Below are 16,937 nucleotides of genomic sequence, written 5' to 3'. Positions count from 1 at the left end.
CCTCCCAGAGTGTGCGGGCGTGGTGGTCATGTCTTCGCCAATGTTCTCAGAGCGGCCTTCAACAGTGCCGACACGTCCGGCGGCTGGCCATTCTCGGTGGCGTCCGGCGTGACGCGATCGACGGCGATGTCGGCGTCACGCGCCGACCAGCCAAGACCCAGCAGGGCCGAGCGAACCTGGTCTTGCCACCCGCCGGCCACGACGGCACCCCCGGTGACAGGGCCCGTCGCTCCCCCGCCCACGCCGGACCCCAGTTTGTCTTTCAGCTCGATCACGATGCGTTGCGCGCCCTTCTTGCCGATGCCTGGCACCTTGGTGAGCGCGGCGAGGTCTTCGGTGGCTACGGCACGGCGGAGATCGTCCGGGCTGTGCACCGACAACATGGCTTGGGCCAACCTAGGGCCCACCCCACTGGCGGTCTGCAACAACTCGAAGACCACCCGCTCGTCGTCGCTGGCAAAGCCATACAGCGTGAGCGAGTCTTCCCGGACCACCAGGCTGGCGGCCAACTGGGCCTGTTGGCCCGTACGCAGCTCCGCGGTAGTGGCCGGCGTGCAATGTAGTTGCAGGCCGATACCGCCGACGTCGAGCACCGCTTCGGTGGGCCGCACCGTCGACACCTGGCCGCGGACGAACGAGATCATCGGCTGGCTCCTTCGGTGGTCATCGACGGACTCCATTCGTTCGGTTGGCGCTGTTCAAGGCCGTGCGCAGCCGGAGATCGGCGCCACCGCGCCAGACCTGGCAGATAGCCAGGGCCAGGGCGTCAGAGGCGTCGGCCGGGGATGGTTTGCCGTCCAGCCGGAGTAGCCGCATGACCATAAACGCGACCTGGTTCTTGTCGGCTCGGCCATTGCCGCTGACGGCGGCTTTGACCTCACTAGGGGTGTGAGTGGCCACCGGCAGGCCACGCCGGGCCGCCACGAGTGTAGCGACGCCGCTGGCCTGGGCGGTGCCCATCACCGTGCGGACGTTGTGCTGGCTGAACACCCGTTCGACGGCGACGGCGTCCGGCCGGTACTCGGTGATCCACTGCTCGATCCGGGTTTCGATGGCCAGCAGCCGCTCACCGAGCTCGTCGCTGGCGGGAGTGCGCACGACGTCGACGTCGACCAACCGCAACGGCTTACCCGGTGCGCCATCGACCACACCCAGCCCACACCGGGTTAATCCCGGGTCGACCCCCAGCACACGCATGCCGTTCTCCTCACCCGAGCCCGCTGCCGAACACCAGTTCGGGACTCACTGTAGTCGCCGCCACGGCGGGCCAGGGTCCGACGCGCCGCGCGATCCGTCGAAGCGGGGCGAGTTGCGTTTCTCACGCCGGACACCGGGGGCTGAGGTTTGGCAGACGCCCGCCATCACCGTTATGGTGAGGCTCACCTAATTTAGCCTACGCTTGCCTTCCATGTCGCCGGGTGCGACAAGAGGCTGCCCACCATAGAGGGAGGTCCCGGCTCAATGAAGCTGCGTGTCGCACTCGGCGTGATCGCCGTTCCGATGCTCATCGTCGCCGGATGTGGCTCGGACGACGACACCGACGCCACCAACGACGACACTACCGCGGCCGCCGACGAGGATACCGACGCCGACGAGAATGCCGACGGTGACGAGTCCGGCGACGACGACACCGGCGACGCTCCCGAGCCGGGCAGCCTGACGGTGTACTCGGGGCGCAGTGAAGAACTCGTCGGCCCGATCATCGATCAGTTCGAGGCCGACACCGGCATCGAGGTCGTGGCCAGCTACGGCGACACCGCCGAGAAGGCCGCGCAAATCCTCGACGAGGGCGCCAACTCCCCCGCCGACGTGTTCTTCGGCCAGGATGCCGGTGCGCTTGGTGCGCTGTCCGCCGCCGGCGTGTTGGCCCCGCTCCCCCAGGACCAGCTGGACCTCGTCGACCCCGCGTACCGATCCGATGCCGGCGACTGGGTCGGGGTGTCCGGCCGGGCCCGCGTCGTCGTGTACAACACCGACCGGCTCGACGAAGCCGATCTGCCGGACACCATCGCCGGCCTCACCGACCCCGAGTGGGAGGGCCGGATCGGCTGGGCGCCAACCAACGGCAGCTTCCAGGCCTTCGTCACCGCGATGCGGGTGATCGACGGTGACGACGCCACCGCGGCCTGGCTGGAAGCGATGCGCGACAACAACACCCAGGTGTACGAGCGCAACGGGCCGATCGTCGACGCGGTCGCCGCCGGAGAGGTCGACGCCGGCCTGGTGAATCACTACTACCTCTACCCGCGGCTGGTCGACGAACCCGACCTCGCCGCCGCCAACAAGTTCTACGGCGACGGCGACCCCGGCGCCCTGGTGAACGTCGCCGGAGCCGGGATCCTGCAGACGTCGGAGGAGCAAGCGGCAGCCGCGGAGTTCGTCGAATACCTTCTGAGCGAGACCGGCCAGACCTACTTCGTCGAGGAAACCTGGGAGTTTCCCCTGGTGAAGGAGATGGATGGACCGGAAGGGCTGCCGTCGATCGACGAACTCACCCCACCTGCCATCGACCTCGGCCAGCTTGAAGATCTCGAAGGCACCCTCGACATGCTGACTCAAACCGGAGTCTTGTAGGAGCCAACGCTCGTGCCAGCGACGCGCCGCCTATCCAGCCGGGCCCTGACCATCGCCGCCGCGGTGGTCGCGGCCTTGGCCTTGCTGCCCGTGGTCTACCTGCTGATCCGGGCCGGAGAAGGCGGCGCGTCGCACGCCTGGGACGTGTTGTCCCAGCCTCGCACTCTCGAGGTGATCGTCAACACGGTTGGCCTCACCGCAGCCGTGACCGTCGGCTCGATGGTGCTTGGCGCCCCGCTGGCATGGCTGACCATCCGAACCGACATCCCGGGCCGGCGGCTCCTGACGGTGCTGCTGGCCCTACCGCTGGCGCTGCCTTCATACGTCGCCGCCTACGCGTACGTCTCGTTCCTCGGCCCCCGCGGGCTGCTCCAAAGCTGGCTGGAGCCGCTGGGTGTCGAGCGGCTGCCGTCGATCTACGGCTTCTGGGGTGCCTGGTTCGTCCTCACGATCATTTCGTACCCGTACGTGTTCCTCACCGTGCGGGCCGCGCTACGGCGCATGGACCCCAGCGCCGAAGAAGCCAGCCGGACCCTGGGACAGTCCGCCCTCGGCACCTTCCGCCGAGTTCTTATCCCAGCGTTGCGCCCAGCCCTGGCCTCCGGTGCGCTGCTAGTGGCTTTGTACACACTCAGCGACTTCGGCGCGGTGTCCATGCTCCGCTTCGATGCCTTCACCAGGGTCATCTACATCCGATACGGACTGATCGACCGGTCCGGAGCCGCAGTGCTGGCGCTGCTGCTGGTTGCCTTGGCCATCGTCGTCCTCGTGGCTGAACTGCGTTCACGCCGGGCCGGGGCCGCGGCGCTGCACGCCGGCGCCCGGCGGGTGTGCCTGCACTCCCTTGGCCGGTGGCGGTGGCCGGCTTTCACCGCCGCGATGACGGTCTTCACCGTTGGTGCCGCGTTGCCGGTCGGCGTCATCGGCCTGTGGCTCGTCCGGGGTATCAGTGCGGGTGAGCCTCTGAGGCTCACCGGGGAACTCGTCGGCAACAGCCTTCAGGCCGCCACGCTGGCGGCGGTCGCCGTCGTCGTCGCGGCATGGCCGATCGCCCTGCTGGCGGCGCGGCACCAGAGCCGCACCACCAGAATGTTGGAGTCGGCGAGCTGGATCGGCTATGCCTTACCCGGCGTCGTCGTCGCGTTAGGGCTGGTGACCTTCGGCGCCCGGCAGGCACCCGTCGTCTACCAGACGATGACCATGCTGGTGATCGCCTATCTTGTGATGTTCCTCCCGCTGGCCCTCGGACCGATGAAAGCGTCCGTCCAGCAGGTCAACCCGGCCTGGGAGGAAGCCTCCCGGACGTTGGGGCACGGGCCCGTGCGGACCTTCACCGGCGTCGTGCTGCCACTGTCCCGTCCTGGTGTGCTCACCGCCGGTGCGCTGGTGTTCCTGACCGTCATGAAAGAACTGCCGGCCACACTCATGCTGGCACCACCTGGCTTCTCCACCTTGGCCACCCAGGTGTGGAGTGCGACGTCGGAGAACTTCTACGGCCGGGCGGCGGCCCCGGCGCTCGCGCTCGTCGTGCTGGCCAGCCTGCCGACGGCGTTACTCGCCCTACGAGACGAAATCCGTCCGTCGCGCCCCGGCCGTCCGGGCGGGCCGCCGCAGCAGCCGCCCGGTCCGTCTCAACCGGCAGATCGAGAACCGGGCCGAGAACTCGCCGCCGTGGCGTCGCGCTGACCCCTGCCGCCACACTCGACACCGGAAAGCCACAGTATTCTGACCTTAGAGCTTCCGCCGAGGTGAGGGATGGAGACGTGAGCGATACCACCGGAGGCCCGGCAGCGGGTCAGGGCGCGGCTGGGGCACCTGGATCCGGACCGGACGCGGGCGGCACCGCCCCGCCGATCTCCGACGAAGACACCCGTCAGTACCTGGCACAGCTGCGCTCGGCGCCGGCTGAGCAGGTGCTCGGCGATGTCCTGTCCAGCCTGCTGATGGCCGCCCAGGCCAAACTCGGCCGCAAAGACGCCCGCCTGCTCATCGACACCAGCGGGGTCATCGTCGACCACACCCGGCCATTCGTGTCCGATCAACTTGCCGCACAGGTCGCGCAGATCCTCGACCAGCTCAGGTTCGCCCAGGTCGAGGCGGAACGCCAGGCCGGCGCGCAGGGCGAGAACGAGGCGAATGATCTCCAGCAAGCGCCGGCGCCGCCCACGGCCGGTCAGGCCGCTGCCAGCCCGGCCCCTCCGCAGCAGCCCCAGCAGCCCTCACCTGCCAGCAAACTCTGGATCCCCGGCCGCCGCTGAGCTCCCAGCCGAGCTGGTGTGCCGCACGGATGCCCACGTTGTCATCGTGGGTAGGCGACGGCGCCGTCGCCGGCGAACGTCAGCTCCACACGTTCATCCCGGGCCGCGACGGGTGCTCCCGGTGTCCGTACCCTCAGCAACGTCCCCTCGGCCAATCGAACCAGGCTGACGGTGTCGTGACCGTAGAACTCCACAAGCTCCACCTGGGCGCCGCCGGCCACATCGGCGACGATGCGCAACTCCTCGGGCCGCACCAACACGTCCACCGGACCATGGTGCTCCGCCTCCAAGGTTATGGGGCCGATGACGGTGCTCGCCGAGCCACCCTGGGCCTGACCGGGTAGCAGGTTGGCGTCACCGACGAATTCCGCCACCCACCGGTCGGCCGGGCGGGCGTAGACCGCCGTCGGCGCTGCCTGCTGCACGATGCGTCCACCACGCACCACGGCGACATCGTCGCCGAGCACGAATGCCTCTTCTTGGTCGTGGGTGACGAAGATGGTGGTGATACCCAGCGCCGCGAGCAGATGGTGCACCTCGGTGCGTACCTGCCCGCGCAGTGCGGCATCCAGGTTGGAGAACGGCTCGTCGAGCAACAACACCGAAGGGCGCGGCGCGATGGCGCGGGCCAGCGCGATCCGCTGCTGCTGCCCGCCCGAGAGGGTCTCCGGGGAACGGTCAGCAAGTTCGGCTAGGCCGACCATCGCCAGGGCGTCCGCCACCCGTTCCTTGGTCTCGGCGGCCGGGAGTTTGCGTAGTCCGTAAGCCACGTTGGCCGCCACGCTCAGGTGCGGGAAGAGCGCCCAGTCCTGAAACACCATGCCGACGTGGCGGCGCTCCGGCGGAACCACCTGCCTGCCGTCGGTCAGGACGTGTTCACCGACGACGACGGTACCGGCGTCAGGGCGCTCCAGACCAGCGATGATGCGTAACAGGGTGGTTTTGCCACATCCACTGGGACCGAGCAGGGCAAGCATCCGGCCCGCCTGAACGGACAGGGAAACGCCGTGCAGCACTTCGACATCACCGAAGGACTTGGTCACGCCGGCGACGTGTACGCCGGCGGTTGTCAGCCTGCCCATGGCCACCTGTTCATCACCCGCACCGCCGAGGGGATCACGCGCCCGTCAGCCGACCGCTTCCATCACCTCGTCGGAGACGTCGAAGTTGGCGAAGACGTTCTGGACGTCGTCGCTGTCTTCGAGGGTTTCGATCAGCCGGAAGATCTTCTTCGCGCCGTCTTCGTCGAGCGGCACGGTGACCGACGGGACAAACGACGACTCCGCGGACTCGTAGTCGAGTCCGGCGGTCTGGATGGCGCTACGCACCTGGACCAGCTCGCTGGCCTCGCTGCGGATCTCATAGGACTCGCCGAGGTCTTCGACCTCCTCGGCGCCGGCGTCCAGGACCACCTCTAGCAGCTCGTCTTCGCTGAGCTGGCGCTCACCTTGCTGCCGAGGGACGACGACCACTCCCTTGCGGTCGAACAGATACGACACCGACCCCGGGTCGGCCATGGAGCCGCCGTTGCGGGTCATCGCGATGCGCACCTCGGAGGCGGCCCGGTTGCGGTTGTCCGTCAGGCATTCCACGAGCACCGCCACGCCATTGGGGCCGTAACCCTCGTACATGATGGTCTGGTAGTCGGCGCCGCCGTCTTCGGCACCGGAGCCTCGTTTGACGGCACGGTCGATGTTGTCATTGGGCACCGACGACTTCTTCGCCTTCTGAATGGCGTCGTACAGCGTCGGGTTGGCCGCCGGGTCTCCCCCACCGACACGAGCCGCCACCTCGACGTTCTTGATCAGTTTGGCGAACAGCTTGCCGCGCCGCGCATCGACGACGGCTTTCTTGTGTTTGGTGGTGGCCCACTTGGAGTGGCCGGACATGCGGCTATGCCTCCTTGACGATCTCGAGGAAGTACCCGTGGACGCGGGTGTCCGCGGTGAGCTCGGGGTGAAACGCCGTGGCGAGTAACCGGCCGGCTCGTACCCCGACGATTCTACCGGCAGTTGGCCCGGCGGCCACCCGGGCGAGGACCTCGACGTCCGGGCCGACCCGCTCGACCCACGGTGCGCGGATGAACACCGCGTGCAGCGCCGGCTGACCGATGGCGGGGAACTCGAGGGCAGCCTCGAACGAGTCGAGCTGGCGGCCGAAAGCGTTGCGGCGCACCGTCACGTCCATGCCGCCGATGGTCTCCTGACCGTCGACACCATCCTCGACGTGGTCGGCGAGCATGATCATGCCGGCACATGAACCGTAGGCCGGCAGGCCGGCGCGGATCTTCTTTCGCAGCGGATCGAGGAGGTCGAAGGCGCGGGCCAAGCGCCACATGGTGGTGGACTCCCCGCCGGGAATGACCAAACCGTCGATCCGTTCTAACTCATCCGCGGTGCGGACAGCGACCGTGTGGGCGCCCAACGCCGCCAAGATGCGCCGGTGCTCGCGTACGTCGCCCTGCAGGGCGAGGACGCCGACCGTGGGCCGGTGAGACATATGTGTTCCTACTCTGACGAGGCTGGCCGATGCCGTCCCGGCTGGCCAGGTCCGTTGTGTCTGACGCGTCAACCGTACCCGGTGCCCGTACCGGCGGGCCGCGGCGCGGCCACGGACCGTTGAGATGTTTTTGTCTATGAACTAGACTCTCCACTAATCGAAAAGAGTTCTTTCATTAACGTCATTATTCCTCATTACACCGTCGCCATTCCTCACTGCACCGTCGCCATTCCTCAGAACACCGTCACCGGACGTGGGCGCCACCGCAGGCAGCCAGCGCACCGGCCCGTCGGACACCCCGCCGTCGCCCACCGCACGGGAGGCCGAACGATGGACTTGATCGGGCAACGCAACGTTCGCGATCTGTGGCGCGAGCGGGCCTATCTTTACCGCGAACGGACGTTTCTTACCGTCGACGACGGCGTGCGGCCGATCAGCCACTACACCTACGGCCAGAGCCTGGACGAGATCCGGCGCGTGGCGGCCGGATTCACCGACCTCGAAGTGGTAGCTGGCGACCCCGTCCTGCTCCACCTCGGCGACGGCCCCGAACTCACCTTCTCCTGGTTCGCTCTCATGTGGCTCGGCGCCGTCGCCGTACCCGTCGCCACCACCATCACCCGCGACGACCTCGACGACGTCGTCCAGGGCACCGAGCCCGTCGCGGCCGTCACCAACACCGAAACGGATGACCCGTCCGTCGAGCCGGGCGACCCGTGGACGCTGATCCGCGCCGTCACCTACGAGCAGGTGCGCGCCGCCCAGCCCGTCAGCCACTCGCGGGTGCCGAAGCCGGAGGATCCCGCACAAGTCGTCGTCAGCCCAGGGGCACGGCCCACCCGGCGCGTCATCACCCTCACCCATGCCAACTGCCTACATGCCGGTGAGCACACCGCCCGCGCACTGGCCCTCGACCACTCGGACACGTTGCTCACCACCTTCCCTCTGCACCACGTCAACGCCCAGGCCGCCACCGTGCTGCCCGCACTCACCATCGGGGCCCACGCTGTGCTCGTCGCCGGCTTCCACCCGGCCCGCTACCTCGAACAGGTCCGCCGGCACGAGGCCACCGTCGTCAATCTCAGTGGGTCACACCTGCGTGCGCTGCTCGCCCAGCCCCCGGACCCGTCCGACCGCGACCATCACGTCCGGCGCTGCCTCCTGTCGACCGTCAACGTGTCCGACGGCGAGCGCCTGGCCTTCGAGCGCCGTTTCGGCATCGACCTCGTGCCCGCCTATGGTGTGGCCGAAGCAATGATGTTGATCACCGCCGCACCCGTGTTCGGAGAACGCCGCTGGCCGTCGGTGGGCCTACCAGTGGCTGGGCGCGAGGTACGCATCGTCGACGACTCCGGTGTCGACGTCGCGCCCGGACAGATGGGCGAGCTGATCTGCTCCGGCGAAGCTGGGCGGACGCTGATGCAGGGATATCACGGTCGCCCACGGGTCACCGAACAAGCCATCCGGGATGGTTGGCTGCACACCGACCACTACGCGTACACCGACGAGTACGGATACGTGTACGTCGTCGACCGGAAGACGGACATGATCCGCCGGTCGGGAACGCTGATTTCGCCCACCGAGGTCGAGCGGGTGCTGATCGGCCACGACCTCGTCGCCGACGTCGCCGTCGTCGGTATCCCCGATCCGGTGATCGACGAGGCCGTCCACGCGTGGATCGTGCCGGCCCCCGGCGCTCAGCTGACCAAGACAGCCGTCATCGACTATTGCCACGGACGACTCACCCCGGTGCAGACACCCACATCGGTGAAGTTCTTGGACCACATCCCCCGATCCACCTGCGGCGAAGCCAACACATCCCAGCTTCGGCACCGCGCAGCGCGCTCCGCCTAGTGCCCATAAGCGTGGGTGGGCCGGGAGGGTTCGTTAATCGATGGTGCGGGTGGTGCCGTCCCAACCATCCGCCACAAGAGTGCGAACCAGCGCCGGCAGTTCCGGCGGGTAGACCGTCTGCTGTGTCGCGGCCAGTTCGTCGAGCGGCCACCAGGCCAGCTCGGTGACAGACACCTGCTCTACCGCCGTCCATCCCGTTGTGGTGACCGACTCCGCGGCACCGACGCAGGCGTAGTACAGCAGCTCCTCCTGGCGGCACGGCCGACCGAAATACGGGAACGACGCGCACCGCCGCGCCACCGGGCCAACCAGGTCGGCGGGATCGAGCCGGAGGCCGCTCTCCTCGAACACTTCTCTGGCCGCCGCGGCCCGGGGAGACTCGTCGGCATCGATCCCACCACCAGGAGTGAACCACCAGCTCCGACCTGGGTTGCTCACATCGAAGCCACGCAACAGCAGCACATGCTGGTGAGCGACGACGATCACCCGGGCCGCTCGGCGAGTCCACACACCATCGGCATCCTGCTCCCACTCCAGGAAAACGTCGTCGGCGTCGACATCATTGCTGACAGGTTCGGCCATGATGAAATACTCTAACCCGACGATCTCGGCCAGCCGATCGGCCTGCACGTCGACCGCTTTGAGGGCCACCCCTGCCGAAGGCATGAACGTGCTGGCTCAGAATTGCGAATAGACACCTTCAGAGGCGGTCCATCCGCAATTCTGAGCCAGCAGGTCCCACACTCGCCTCGTTTGCGGGCCGTTACCAGCCGCGCTCGGCCAGACGATGCGGCTCGGGAACGTCCTCGACGTTGATACCAACCATGGGCTCACCCAGGCCACGCGATACCTTCGCGATGACGTCGGGGTCGTCGTAGAACGTGGTGGCCTTGACGATGGCCTCGGCGCGTTTCGCCGGGTCTCCAGACTTGAAGATGCCGGATCCGACGAACACACCCTCGGCACCCAGCTGCATCATCATCGCGGCATCGGCGGGAGTGGCGATACCACCGGCGGTGAACAGCACCACCGGCAGTTTCCCGGCCTCGGCGACCTCACGGACGAGCTCGTACGGCGCCTGCAACTCCTTGGCCGCCACGAACAGCTCGTCCTTCGGCAGCGATTGCAGCCGCCGCAGCTCGTCGCGGATCTGGCGCATGTGGGTGGTGGCGTTGGAGACGTCACCGGTGCCCGCCTCACCCTTGGAGCGGATCATGGCCGCCCCCTCGGTGATCCGCCGCAACGCCTCGCCAAGGTTGGTGGCCCCACAGACGAAAGGCACCGTGAACTGCCACTTGTCGACGTGGTTCGTGTAGTCGGCCGGGGTGAGCACCTCGGACTCGTCGACATAGTCGACCCCCAGGCTCTGCAACACCTGGGCCTCCACGAAGTGCCCGATGCGGGCCTTGGCCATCACCGGGACGGAGACGGAGTTGATGATGCCGTCGATGAGATCGGGGTCGCTCATCCGAGCCACGCCGCCTTGCGCACGGATATCGGCGGGGACACGCTCAAGGGCCATCACGGCCACCGCGCCGGCGTCTTCGGCGATCTTCGCCTGCTCGGGCGTGACCACGTCCATGATCACGCCGCCCTTAAGCATCTCGGCCATGCCGCGCTTAACTCGGGCGGTTCCGGTCTCGGGGACCTGCGCGGCCGAGCTGGACGGTGCCGAGTGCGTCGACGGAGTGTGGTCGGACACGGGCTATCGAACCTCTTTAGGTCAAGGGAACGGTATTCTTCCGGTCCAATCCTACGCCTCGCCCCACCCGCTGCCCTGGGCCAGGCGCCGGTCGTTGCAGTAGGCCAGACGTCACTGCCGTAGGCCGATGCCGAGCAAGGTGTCGACCACGTCGGCCATCAGCGCCGGAGCCGCGGGGTCGGGCCCGCCGTCGGCGAGCGTACGCCGCATCCATGTGTCGACGGCGGCGACCGCACCTGGCACGTCGAGATCATTAGCCAGGCAGCGGCGCACCTCGTCGAGCACGGGGGCGGCGTCGGGACCGGCCGGGGCGGCCACCGCCGCACGCCACCGGTCCAGCGTGGCCGAGGCCTCGTCCAGCATGGTGTCCGTCCACTCCCAGCACGAACGGTAGTGGTGTCCGTACAGCGCCAACCGCACCACACCCGGGTCGTGACCGGCGGTGCGCAACGTGGCCGCGAAAACCAGGTTGCCCAGCGACTTCGACATCTTGGCGCCCTGATAGGCCACCATGCCGGCATGGGTGTAGGTGTGAGCGAACGGCCAGCGGCCGGTGGCGACGTGTGCCTCCGACGCGCACATCTCGTGGTGCGGGAAGATGAGATCGTTGCCGCCGCCCTGAACGTCGATACCGCCGCCGGTGTCGAGATGGTCGAGCACGATCGCCGTGCACTCGATGTGCCACCCTGGGCGCCCCGCACCGTACGGGCTCGGCCACGACGGCTCCCCCGGCCGTTCCAGCCGCCACACCAAGCAGTCCAGCGGATCCTGTTTGCCAGGCCGGTCCGGATCGCCGCCGCGTTCGGCGAACAACGTGCGCATGGTGGCCGCGTCGAGGTGCGAGATCTCACCGAAACGCGGATCGGACCGCACCGAGAAGTAGAGGTCGCCATCCACGTCGTACACCGCCGAGCGGTCCTTGAGCCGGCCGATCAGTTCGGTGATCCGCGGGATGGTATCGACGGCCGACACGTACTTATCCGGCGGGATCACGCCAAGCCACGCCATATCGTCCCGGAACAGCTGGACCTGAGTGGCCGCTAGCTCCGCCCAGTCGATGCCGACACTGGCGGCCCGCTCCAGGAGGGGGTCGTCGATGTCGGTGACGTTTTGTACGTAGCGCACCTCCTGGCCGGCATCCCGCCAGGCCCGCACCAACACGTCGAAGGCGACGTAGGTAGCGGCATGGCCCAGGTGCGTGGCGTCGTACGGGGTGATCCCGCACACGTACAGCGAGGCCGTAGGTCCCTTGGCCGCCAGCCGGACCGAGTCCGATGCGGTGTCGTGGAGCCGGACGGGGAGACCGCGCCCCGGCAGGGGCCGGTGGAAAGGAGCTGCCCAGGCACGCATACCTGTGACTCTAAAGGCCGGCGGCGTCGACTAGAACACCGGCCACGGCACCGGCATCCGCCCCTCAGGCTCCGGAAATCGGTTGACCTGCAGCAATGTCGCGATTCGGGCATCGATCGCGGCCAACTCCGGTTCGGCCAGCAACTCGGCGAGCTGCTCCCCCGTCTCCCCTGCCAGCCGGGTACCCAGCCGCTGCAGGTCGTCGCGCTCGTCGGCGCGGAGAGGTTGGCCGGCCCACCCCCACAACACTGTGCGCAGCTTCGGCTCGAGGTGAAACGTGACACCGTGATCGACCCCCACGATGTCCGCCATCTCGGGATGGAGATCGGCGTCGCCGGCGAGCACGTGGCCACCCTTGCGGTCGGCGTTGTTCACCACCACGTCGAATAGGGCCAACCGTCGTAAACCGGCGTCGGCGGCGTGCACCAAAACCACGGGTTCGCCGTCACCGTCGACCGCCTCGAGGATCGGCAGGGCGGCCGTCGGGACCTCGTCGGGGGCCACCACGTCCACCCACGCAGGAGGTTGCTGCGGCTGCTCCACCCACAGCTGGCACATACCCGGCCCCAGAGGTCCGTCGGTGCGCATCGCCGTCGGCGGCACCACGTGCCATCCCGTAGCCTCGGACACCAGGTACGCGGCTACCTCCCGGGCCGCCAGCGTGCCGTCGGGAAAATCCCACAACGGCCGCTCCCCCGCCACCGGCTTGTACACGCAGCGGACCCGCTGATCTCCATGAGTCACCTCACCGAGCAGCGTGACATTCGAGGCCACCACCAGCCGGCCTTCCACACTGAGCTCACCGCGGGCCAACAGGCCGAGCACGTCCACGTGATCAGTCCCGACGCCGGTAGCCGTTCTGCCGCGGGCAGATATGCCCGTCGGGGTCCAACGCCAAACCACACAGCGGACACGGTGGACGCCCAGCCGCCACCAGCGCCTGCGCCCGCTTGGCGAACGAACGTGCCTCGGCCCCGGTGAGCTTGACCATGAACACGTCGCGGGCGGACTCGTCCGGATTCTCCGGAGGTTCCTCCTCGTCGTCCTCGGAGCCCTCGCCGACGGCATACGCGGTGATGACCACCCGCTCGCTCTCGCCCTCCCACGCCAGCGTGAGAGTGCCCACCCGGAACTCTTCGACGATCGGCTGCTCCAGCGGCTCCAAGTCCTCGTCGTCGACCGACGCCGTGACCGGCACCGACGCCTGCCCATCGGTGCGGCGCAAGATCTCGTCCAGCATCGCGTCCACCCGCTCGGCCAGGATCGAAACCTGTTCCTTCTCCAACACCACACTCGTGAGCTGACGTTCGTCCCGCGCTTGCAGGAAAAACGTGCGATCGCCCGGTTGGCCGACAGTGCCGGCGACGAACCGGTCCGGGGCGTCGAAACGGAACACCTGAGCAGCCACGTCACACACCTTAACCCGCGCCGCCACCAACGATTCCATCACTCGACGGCGCACGCCGAGAACGCCGGGGCCACAACCCCCGCAGATCGTCACCGGTGTCGTTGAGCCTGAGCAGAAACGGGCGTCGTTCGGTATACGACACGGCGGTGATCGACGCCGGATTGATCACTAGGCGTTGGAACTGATCCAGGTGTAGGCCCAACGCATCGGCGACGATCGACTTGATGACGTCACCATGGGAAACCGCCACCCACACCGCGTTCGGTCCAGCGCCGGTGGCCACCTGTGCGTCATGATCCCGGATCGCCTCGACCGCACGCCCCTGCATCGACCGCATCGACTCACCACCCGGGAAGGTAGCCCCCGACGGATGCTCCTGCACCACCTTCCACAAGGCCATCCGGCGCAGCTCACCCAGGCGCCGACCGGTCCACGCGCCGTAGTCGCACTCCAGTAGGCGCTCGTCGGTGTGGACGTCGTCGGCGATGGCCTTCGCGGTGCCGACGCAGCGCTCAAGCGGGCTGCTCACCACTCGAGCCGGCGTGAGGCCCGCGAACCGCTCACCGAGCCGGCGCACCTGGGCCTCGCCCGTCTCGTCCAACTCCACCCCCGGCGCGCGGCCGGCGAGCGTGGCCGAGGCGTTCGCGGCAGTACGGCCGTGACGGATCAACAACACAACAGGCACGCCCTGAGCCTAGACCGTGCCCCACCCTCCCGCGTTGTGCACCTGATCTCCGTTTTGACGCCTGATCGTTTCTATGGCGACGATCAGATGCGTCGGTGGTGACGACAGCCAGTGCCGACGGGCGGTAGCGGCGTCTGATCGTCTCCACGATGTGGGACGCTGGGCGATCAGATGCGCCAACCGTCGTATGGCGTCCGGTAGCACATCTGATCCTTTCGAGGCGGCACCGTGCTACGCGGATGCGGCGTTCGCCCACGGGGCGGATGTGGCGGTGGCGTGCGAGGCGGATGCGGCGGTGGCGTGCGGAGCGCCGGTGCCGCCGACTTCCCCAGGGGATTTGTCCGGGGCTCACCGGGGTAGCCCGGTGTGCCAGGACCTGGGTTGGTGCGTTGACCGCCTCCACAACTGCGACATTTCACCCACACCAACAAGCGGTCAGCGCATCAAGCGTCATCCGACGGCACTACCCTCGTCCGTTGACGGGCACCCGCGCGCCCAGCACGTCCACCTTGCGCCCATCGCAACACGATCAGATGCACTACCCGGCGCCAGGCGACGGTTCATGCACCTGATCGCCGAGGGTCCCCTTCCGGCGCCGACACTCGGCGCCGCCAACTGAACGTCGAATGATCAAATGTGCGAATACGTCAATGTTTACTGTCGTGCGCTGGCGCATATCTGATCATTTCGATGTTGGCGCCTTAACGATCAGATGCGGTGTTGGCGCGGCCGCGCCCAGTTGTGGCGCCTGATCGTTCCAACCCCGCATGGGTCGGCTGCGATCAGATGCAGCTCACGGTGCCGTGGCCCGCGCGGTAGGCCTCACCGCCGCATCTGATCGTCGCCATAAAGATGATCAGATGACAAAACGGAGATCAGGTGCACAACCGGGGTTGGGTGGCGGAAATGAACAAAGGGGTGCACGTTTTGTACTATTACGTCGGCTTGTGTCGGAGGAATCCGTGAGGTCCCGCTCGCGAATTCCGCCGGAATGAGCTATGCAAGATAAGGACAACTTAACGTCCGCCACCGGCGCCGGCGGCCCACAAGGCTTGAGGCACGGGGATGGAAGGAGTAGTACCACGCTGATGCGGCGCCCTCGACGTGACGTCTTCGCGGCCGTGACCGCCTGTGCCGGTCTCACCCTCGCTGCCCTTGGCCTGCCTGCCTACGCCGGGCCCGAAACACCCGGGCCACTCGCCACTGCCACGGCGACAGCAACGGATGAACCGACGGCCGAGCCTACCGACGAGCCCACCAACGAGCCCACTGACCCGCCGGACGACGACCCGGAGGACTCGGACGATCCGGCGGACTCCGACGATCCGGCGGACTCCGACGACGAAGACAACGGCGACGAGAACAACGGCGACGAAGAGGACGAATTCGCAGGTGAGCCCACGGCGCCGCCCACCGACACCCCGCACGACCCCACGGATCGGGACCGTCAGGACCCGGCCGAGGTGTACGAGGCCGCACTGCGTGATGCTCAGACGGTCGCCGTCGCCGAGGCCCATCAGCTGCTCCAGCAGGCACTGGCCGGCATCGACGAGGCTGAACTCGACCTCGCCGCGGCCCAAGCCGACGTCGAGTCCGCCCAGGAGGCCGAAGAGGCCGCGCAGCGTGACGCGAAGGTTGCCGCCGAGGTTGTCGAGCGCACCCAACGCGAGATCGACGCCATTCAGGACAGCACCACCGGAGCTAGGGCCGCGCTGGGCACCGTGATCCAGGAGGCTTACCAGAACAACGGCCTGTCCACGGTGGGTGTGTTGCTCGGCGCCGACACCCCGGAAGAGCTGAGCGACCGTTACCTCGGGATGCGCACCCTCCTCCGGGCCAGCGACTCCGCCCTCGGCCAGTTGGCCACTGACGAGGCCAATCTCCGCAACGCTCTGGCCACCCTGCAGGGCCAACGTCGAGAGAAGGAGCGGCTGGCCGAGGAGGCCGCCCGCACCCTGAACGAGCTGGAGGAGGCCGAAGCCGTCGCCGTGGCAGCCCAAGCCGCGCAGGAGGAGAGGCTCGAGGAATACGAGCATGCCCTCGCACTGGCGGAGGAGGCCGCTCTCGAGGACTACCAGCTCTACATGGAGCAGCTCGACGAGGCCACCGCCGTCGGCGACTACCTCGACGGGCTCAGTGACGACGATTTCGGCCCCGGGCACGGCAGCGGCACCTTCGTCCGGCCTGCCACCGGCCGAGTGACCTCACAGTACGGGCAGCGGCTGCACCCCATCCTCGGCTACGTCAAGATGCACACCGGCATCGACTTCGGCCGGGGCAACGGAAACATCTATGCCGCCGACGCCGGCACCGTCGTAGAGGCAACGTTCAACCGCGCGTACGGCAATATGGTGATCGTTGATCATGGCGTGTTCGACGGTCGACGGGTCAGCACTCTCTACGCCCACCAGTCGGGCCTGAGCGTGCGGGTGGGCCAGCAGGTCGACAAGGGCCAGGTGATCGGCCGGATCGGCTCCACGGGTTACTCCACTGGGCCGCACCTGCACTTCGAGGTGCGGCTGGACGGCCAGCACACCGACCCCGGCCCGTGGCTTCAGGGCGCGCCCAACCCGTCGTAAGGCCGCTCCGTCCCTGAAACGCGGCCCC

16 protein-coding genes are annotated in these 16,937 nt (G+C 67.8%); 5 read left to right on the top strand and 11 right to left on the bottom strand.

The window, feature by feature from the left end:
* Positions 1-26: 26 nt before the first annotated feature.
* Both ruvA and ruvC read right to left on the bottom strand, forming a co-directional pair.
* Positions 27-644 carry a Holliday junction branch migration protein RuvA gene (gene ruvA / locus G8760_RS09760; RefSeq protein ID WP_166350371.1) on the bottom strand — a complete coding sequence of 206 codons (618 nt, stop codon included), beginning with the start codon at positions 642-644 and terminating at the stop codon, positions 27-29.
* 19 nt (positions 645-663) lie between these two features.
* The gene (gene ruvC, locus G8760_RS09755; protein WP_166350369.1) at positions 664-1,197 is read right to left on the bottom strand and encodes a crossover junction endodeoxyribonuclease RuvC; all 534 of its coding nucleotides are present in this window, start codon (positions 1,195-1,197) and stop codon (positions 664-666) included.
* A 264-nt stretch (positions 1,198-1,461) separates the two neighbouring features.
* Here ruvC and G8760_RS09750 point away from each other — a divergent pair, with 264 nt between their 5' ends.
* From G8760_RS09750 to G8760_RS09740, 3 genes are all read left to right on the top strand, one after another.
* The gene (locus G8760_RS09750; RefSeq protein ID WP_166350367.1) at positions 1,462-2,574 is read left to right on the top strand and encodes an iron ABC transporter substrate-binding protein; all 1,113 of its coding nucleotides are present in this window, start codon (positions 1,462-1,464) and stop codon (positions 2,572-2,574) included.
* Between the two features lie 12 nt (positions 2,575-2,586).
* On the top strand, positions 2,587-4,260 hold the full coding sequence (locus G8760_RS09745; RefSeq protein ID WP_207782199.1) for an ABC transporter permease: 1,674 nt from the start codon (positions 2,587-2,589) through the stop codon (positions 4,258-4,260).
* A 77-nt stretch (positions 4,261-4,337) separates the two neighbouring features.
* A complete protein-coding gene (locus G8760_RS09740; RefSeq protein ID WP_166350365.1) occupies positions 4,338-4,832 on the top strand; it encodes a hypothetical protein in 495 nt (164 codons plus the stop codon).
* A 41-nt stretch (positions 4,833-4,873) separates the two neighbouring features.
* On the opposite strand, the gene G8760_RS09735 is transcribed toward G8760_RS09740, so the two are convergent.
* From G8760_RS09735 to pdxT, 3 genes are read right to left on the bottom strand one after another with little or no spacing between them, the layout of a single operon-like run.
* Positions 4,874-5,914, bottom strand: a complete 1,041-nt coding sequence (locus G8760_RS09735; RefSeq protein WP_166350363.1) for an ABC transporter ATP-binding protein — start codon at positions 5,912-5,914, stop codon at positions 4,874-4,876.
* A gap of 45 nt (positions 5,915-5,959) precedes the next feature.
* Complete coding sequence (locus tag G8760_RS09730; protein ID WP_166350361.1) at positions 5,960-6,721, bottom strand: YebC/PmpR family DNA-binding transcriptional regulator; 762 nt, start codon at positions 6,719-6,721, stop codon at positions 5,960-5,962.
* 4 nt (positions 6,722-6,725) lie between these two features.
* Positions 6,726-7,331, bottom strand: coding sequence for a pyridoxal 5'-phosphate synthase glutaminase subunit PdxT (gene pdxT, locus G8760_RS09725; RefSeq protein WP_166350359.1), 606 nt, complete (start codon positions 7,329-7,331; stop codon positions 6,726-6,728).
* A 330-nt stretch (positions 7,332-7,661) separates the two neighbouring features.
* On the opposite strand from pdxT, the gene G8760_RS09720 reads away from it, so the two are divergent.
* A complete protein-coding gene (locus G8760_RS09720) occupies positions 7,662-9,185 on the top strand; it encodes an AMP-binding protein (protein WP_166350357.1) in 1,524 nt (507 codons plus the stop codon).
* A 33-nt stretch (positions 9,186-9,218) separates the two neighbouring features.
* Here the strand turns inward: G8760_RS09720 and G8760_RS09715 are convergent, their stop codons facing one another.
* The 6 genes from G8760_RS09715 to G8760_RS09690 all read right to left on the bottom strand — a co-directional run bounded on the left by G8760_RS09715 (position 9,219) and on the right by G8760_RS09690 (position 14,330).
* Positions 9,219-9,851, bottom strand: a complete 633-nt coding sequence (locus tag G8760_RS09715) for an NUDIX hydrolase (RefSeq protein ID WP_207782198.1) — start codon at positions 9,849-9,851, stop codon at positions 9,219-9,221.
* A gap of 97 nt (positions 9,852-9,948) precedes the next feature.
* The gene (gene pdxS / locus G8760_RS09710; RefSeq protein WP_166350355.1) at positions 9,949-10,887 is read right to left on the bottom strand and encodes a pyridoxal 5'-phosphate synthase lyase subunit PdxS; all 939 of its coding nucleotides are present in this window, start codon (positions 10,885-10,887) and stop codon (positions 9,949-9,951) included.
* Positions 10,888-10,998: 111 nt separating this feature from the next.
* Positions 10,999-12,237: a cysteine--1-D-myo-inosityl 2-amino-2-deoxy-alpha-D-glucopyranoside ligase gene (gene mshC / locus G8760_RS09705; RefSeq protein WP_166350353.1), complete on the bottom strand. Its 1,239-nt coding sequence runs from the start codon at positions 12,235-12,237 to the stop codon at positions 10,999-11,001.
* Positions 12,238-12,267: 30 nt separating this feature from the next.
* Positions 12,268-13,068: an SCO1664 family protein gene (locus G8760_RS09700; protein WP_166350351.1), complete on the bottom strand. Its 801-nt coding sequence runs from the start codon at positions 13,066-13,068 to the stop codon at positions 12,268-12,270.
* Between the two features lie 4 nt (positions 13,069-13,072).
* A complete protein-coding gene (locus G8760_RS09695; protein WP_166350349.1) occupies positions 13,073-13,645 on the bottom strand; it encodes a DUF3090 domain-containing protein in 573 nt (190 codons plus the stop codon).
* A 10-nt stretch (positions 13,646-13,655) separates the two neighbouring features.
* Entirely contained in the window at positions 13,656-14,330 is a 675-nt protein-coding gene (locus G8760_RS09690) for an MSMEG_4193 family putative phosphomutase (RefSeq protein ID WP_166350347.1), read from the bottom strand.
* A gap of 1,088 nt (positions 14,331-15,418) precedes the next feature.
* Here G8760_RS09690 and G8760_RS30535 point away from each other — a divergent pair.
* The gene (locus tag G8760_RS30535) at positions 15,419-16,909 is read left to right on the top strand and encodes a peptidoglycan DD-metalloendopeptidase family protein (RefSeq protein WP_166350345.1); all 1,491 of its coding nucleotides are present in this window, start codon (positions 15,419-15,421) and stop codon (positions 16,907-16,909) included.
* Positions 16,910-16,937: the final 28 nt, after the last annotated feature.

It is taken from the genome of Phytoactinopolyspora limicola, from assembly GCF_011320225.1.
In the GTDB taxonomy this organism is placed as follows: domain Bacteria; phylum Actinomycetota; class Actinomycetes; order Jiangellales; family Jiangellaceae; genus Phytoactinopolyspora; species Phytoactinopolyspora limicola.
Note: the sequence above shows the minus strand (reverse complement) of the source record. Positions and strands in the feature narration are given on the sequence as shown.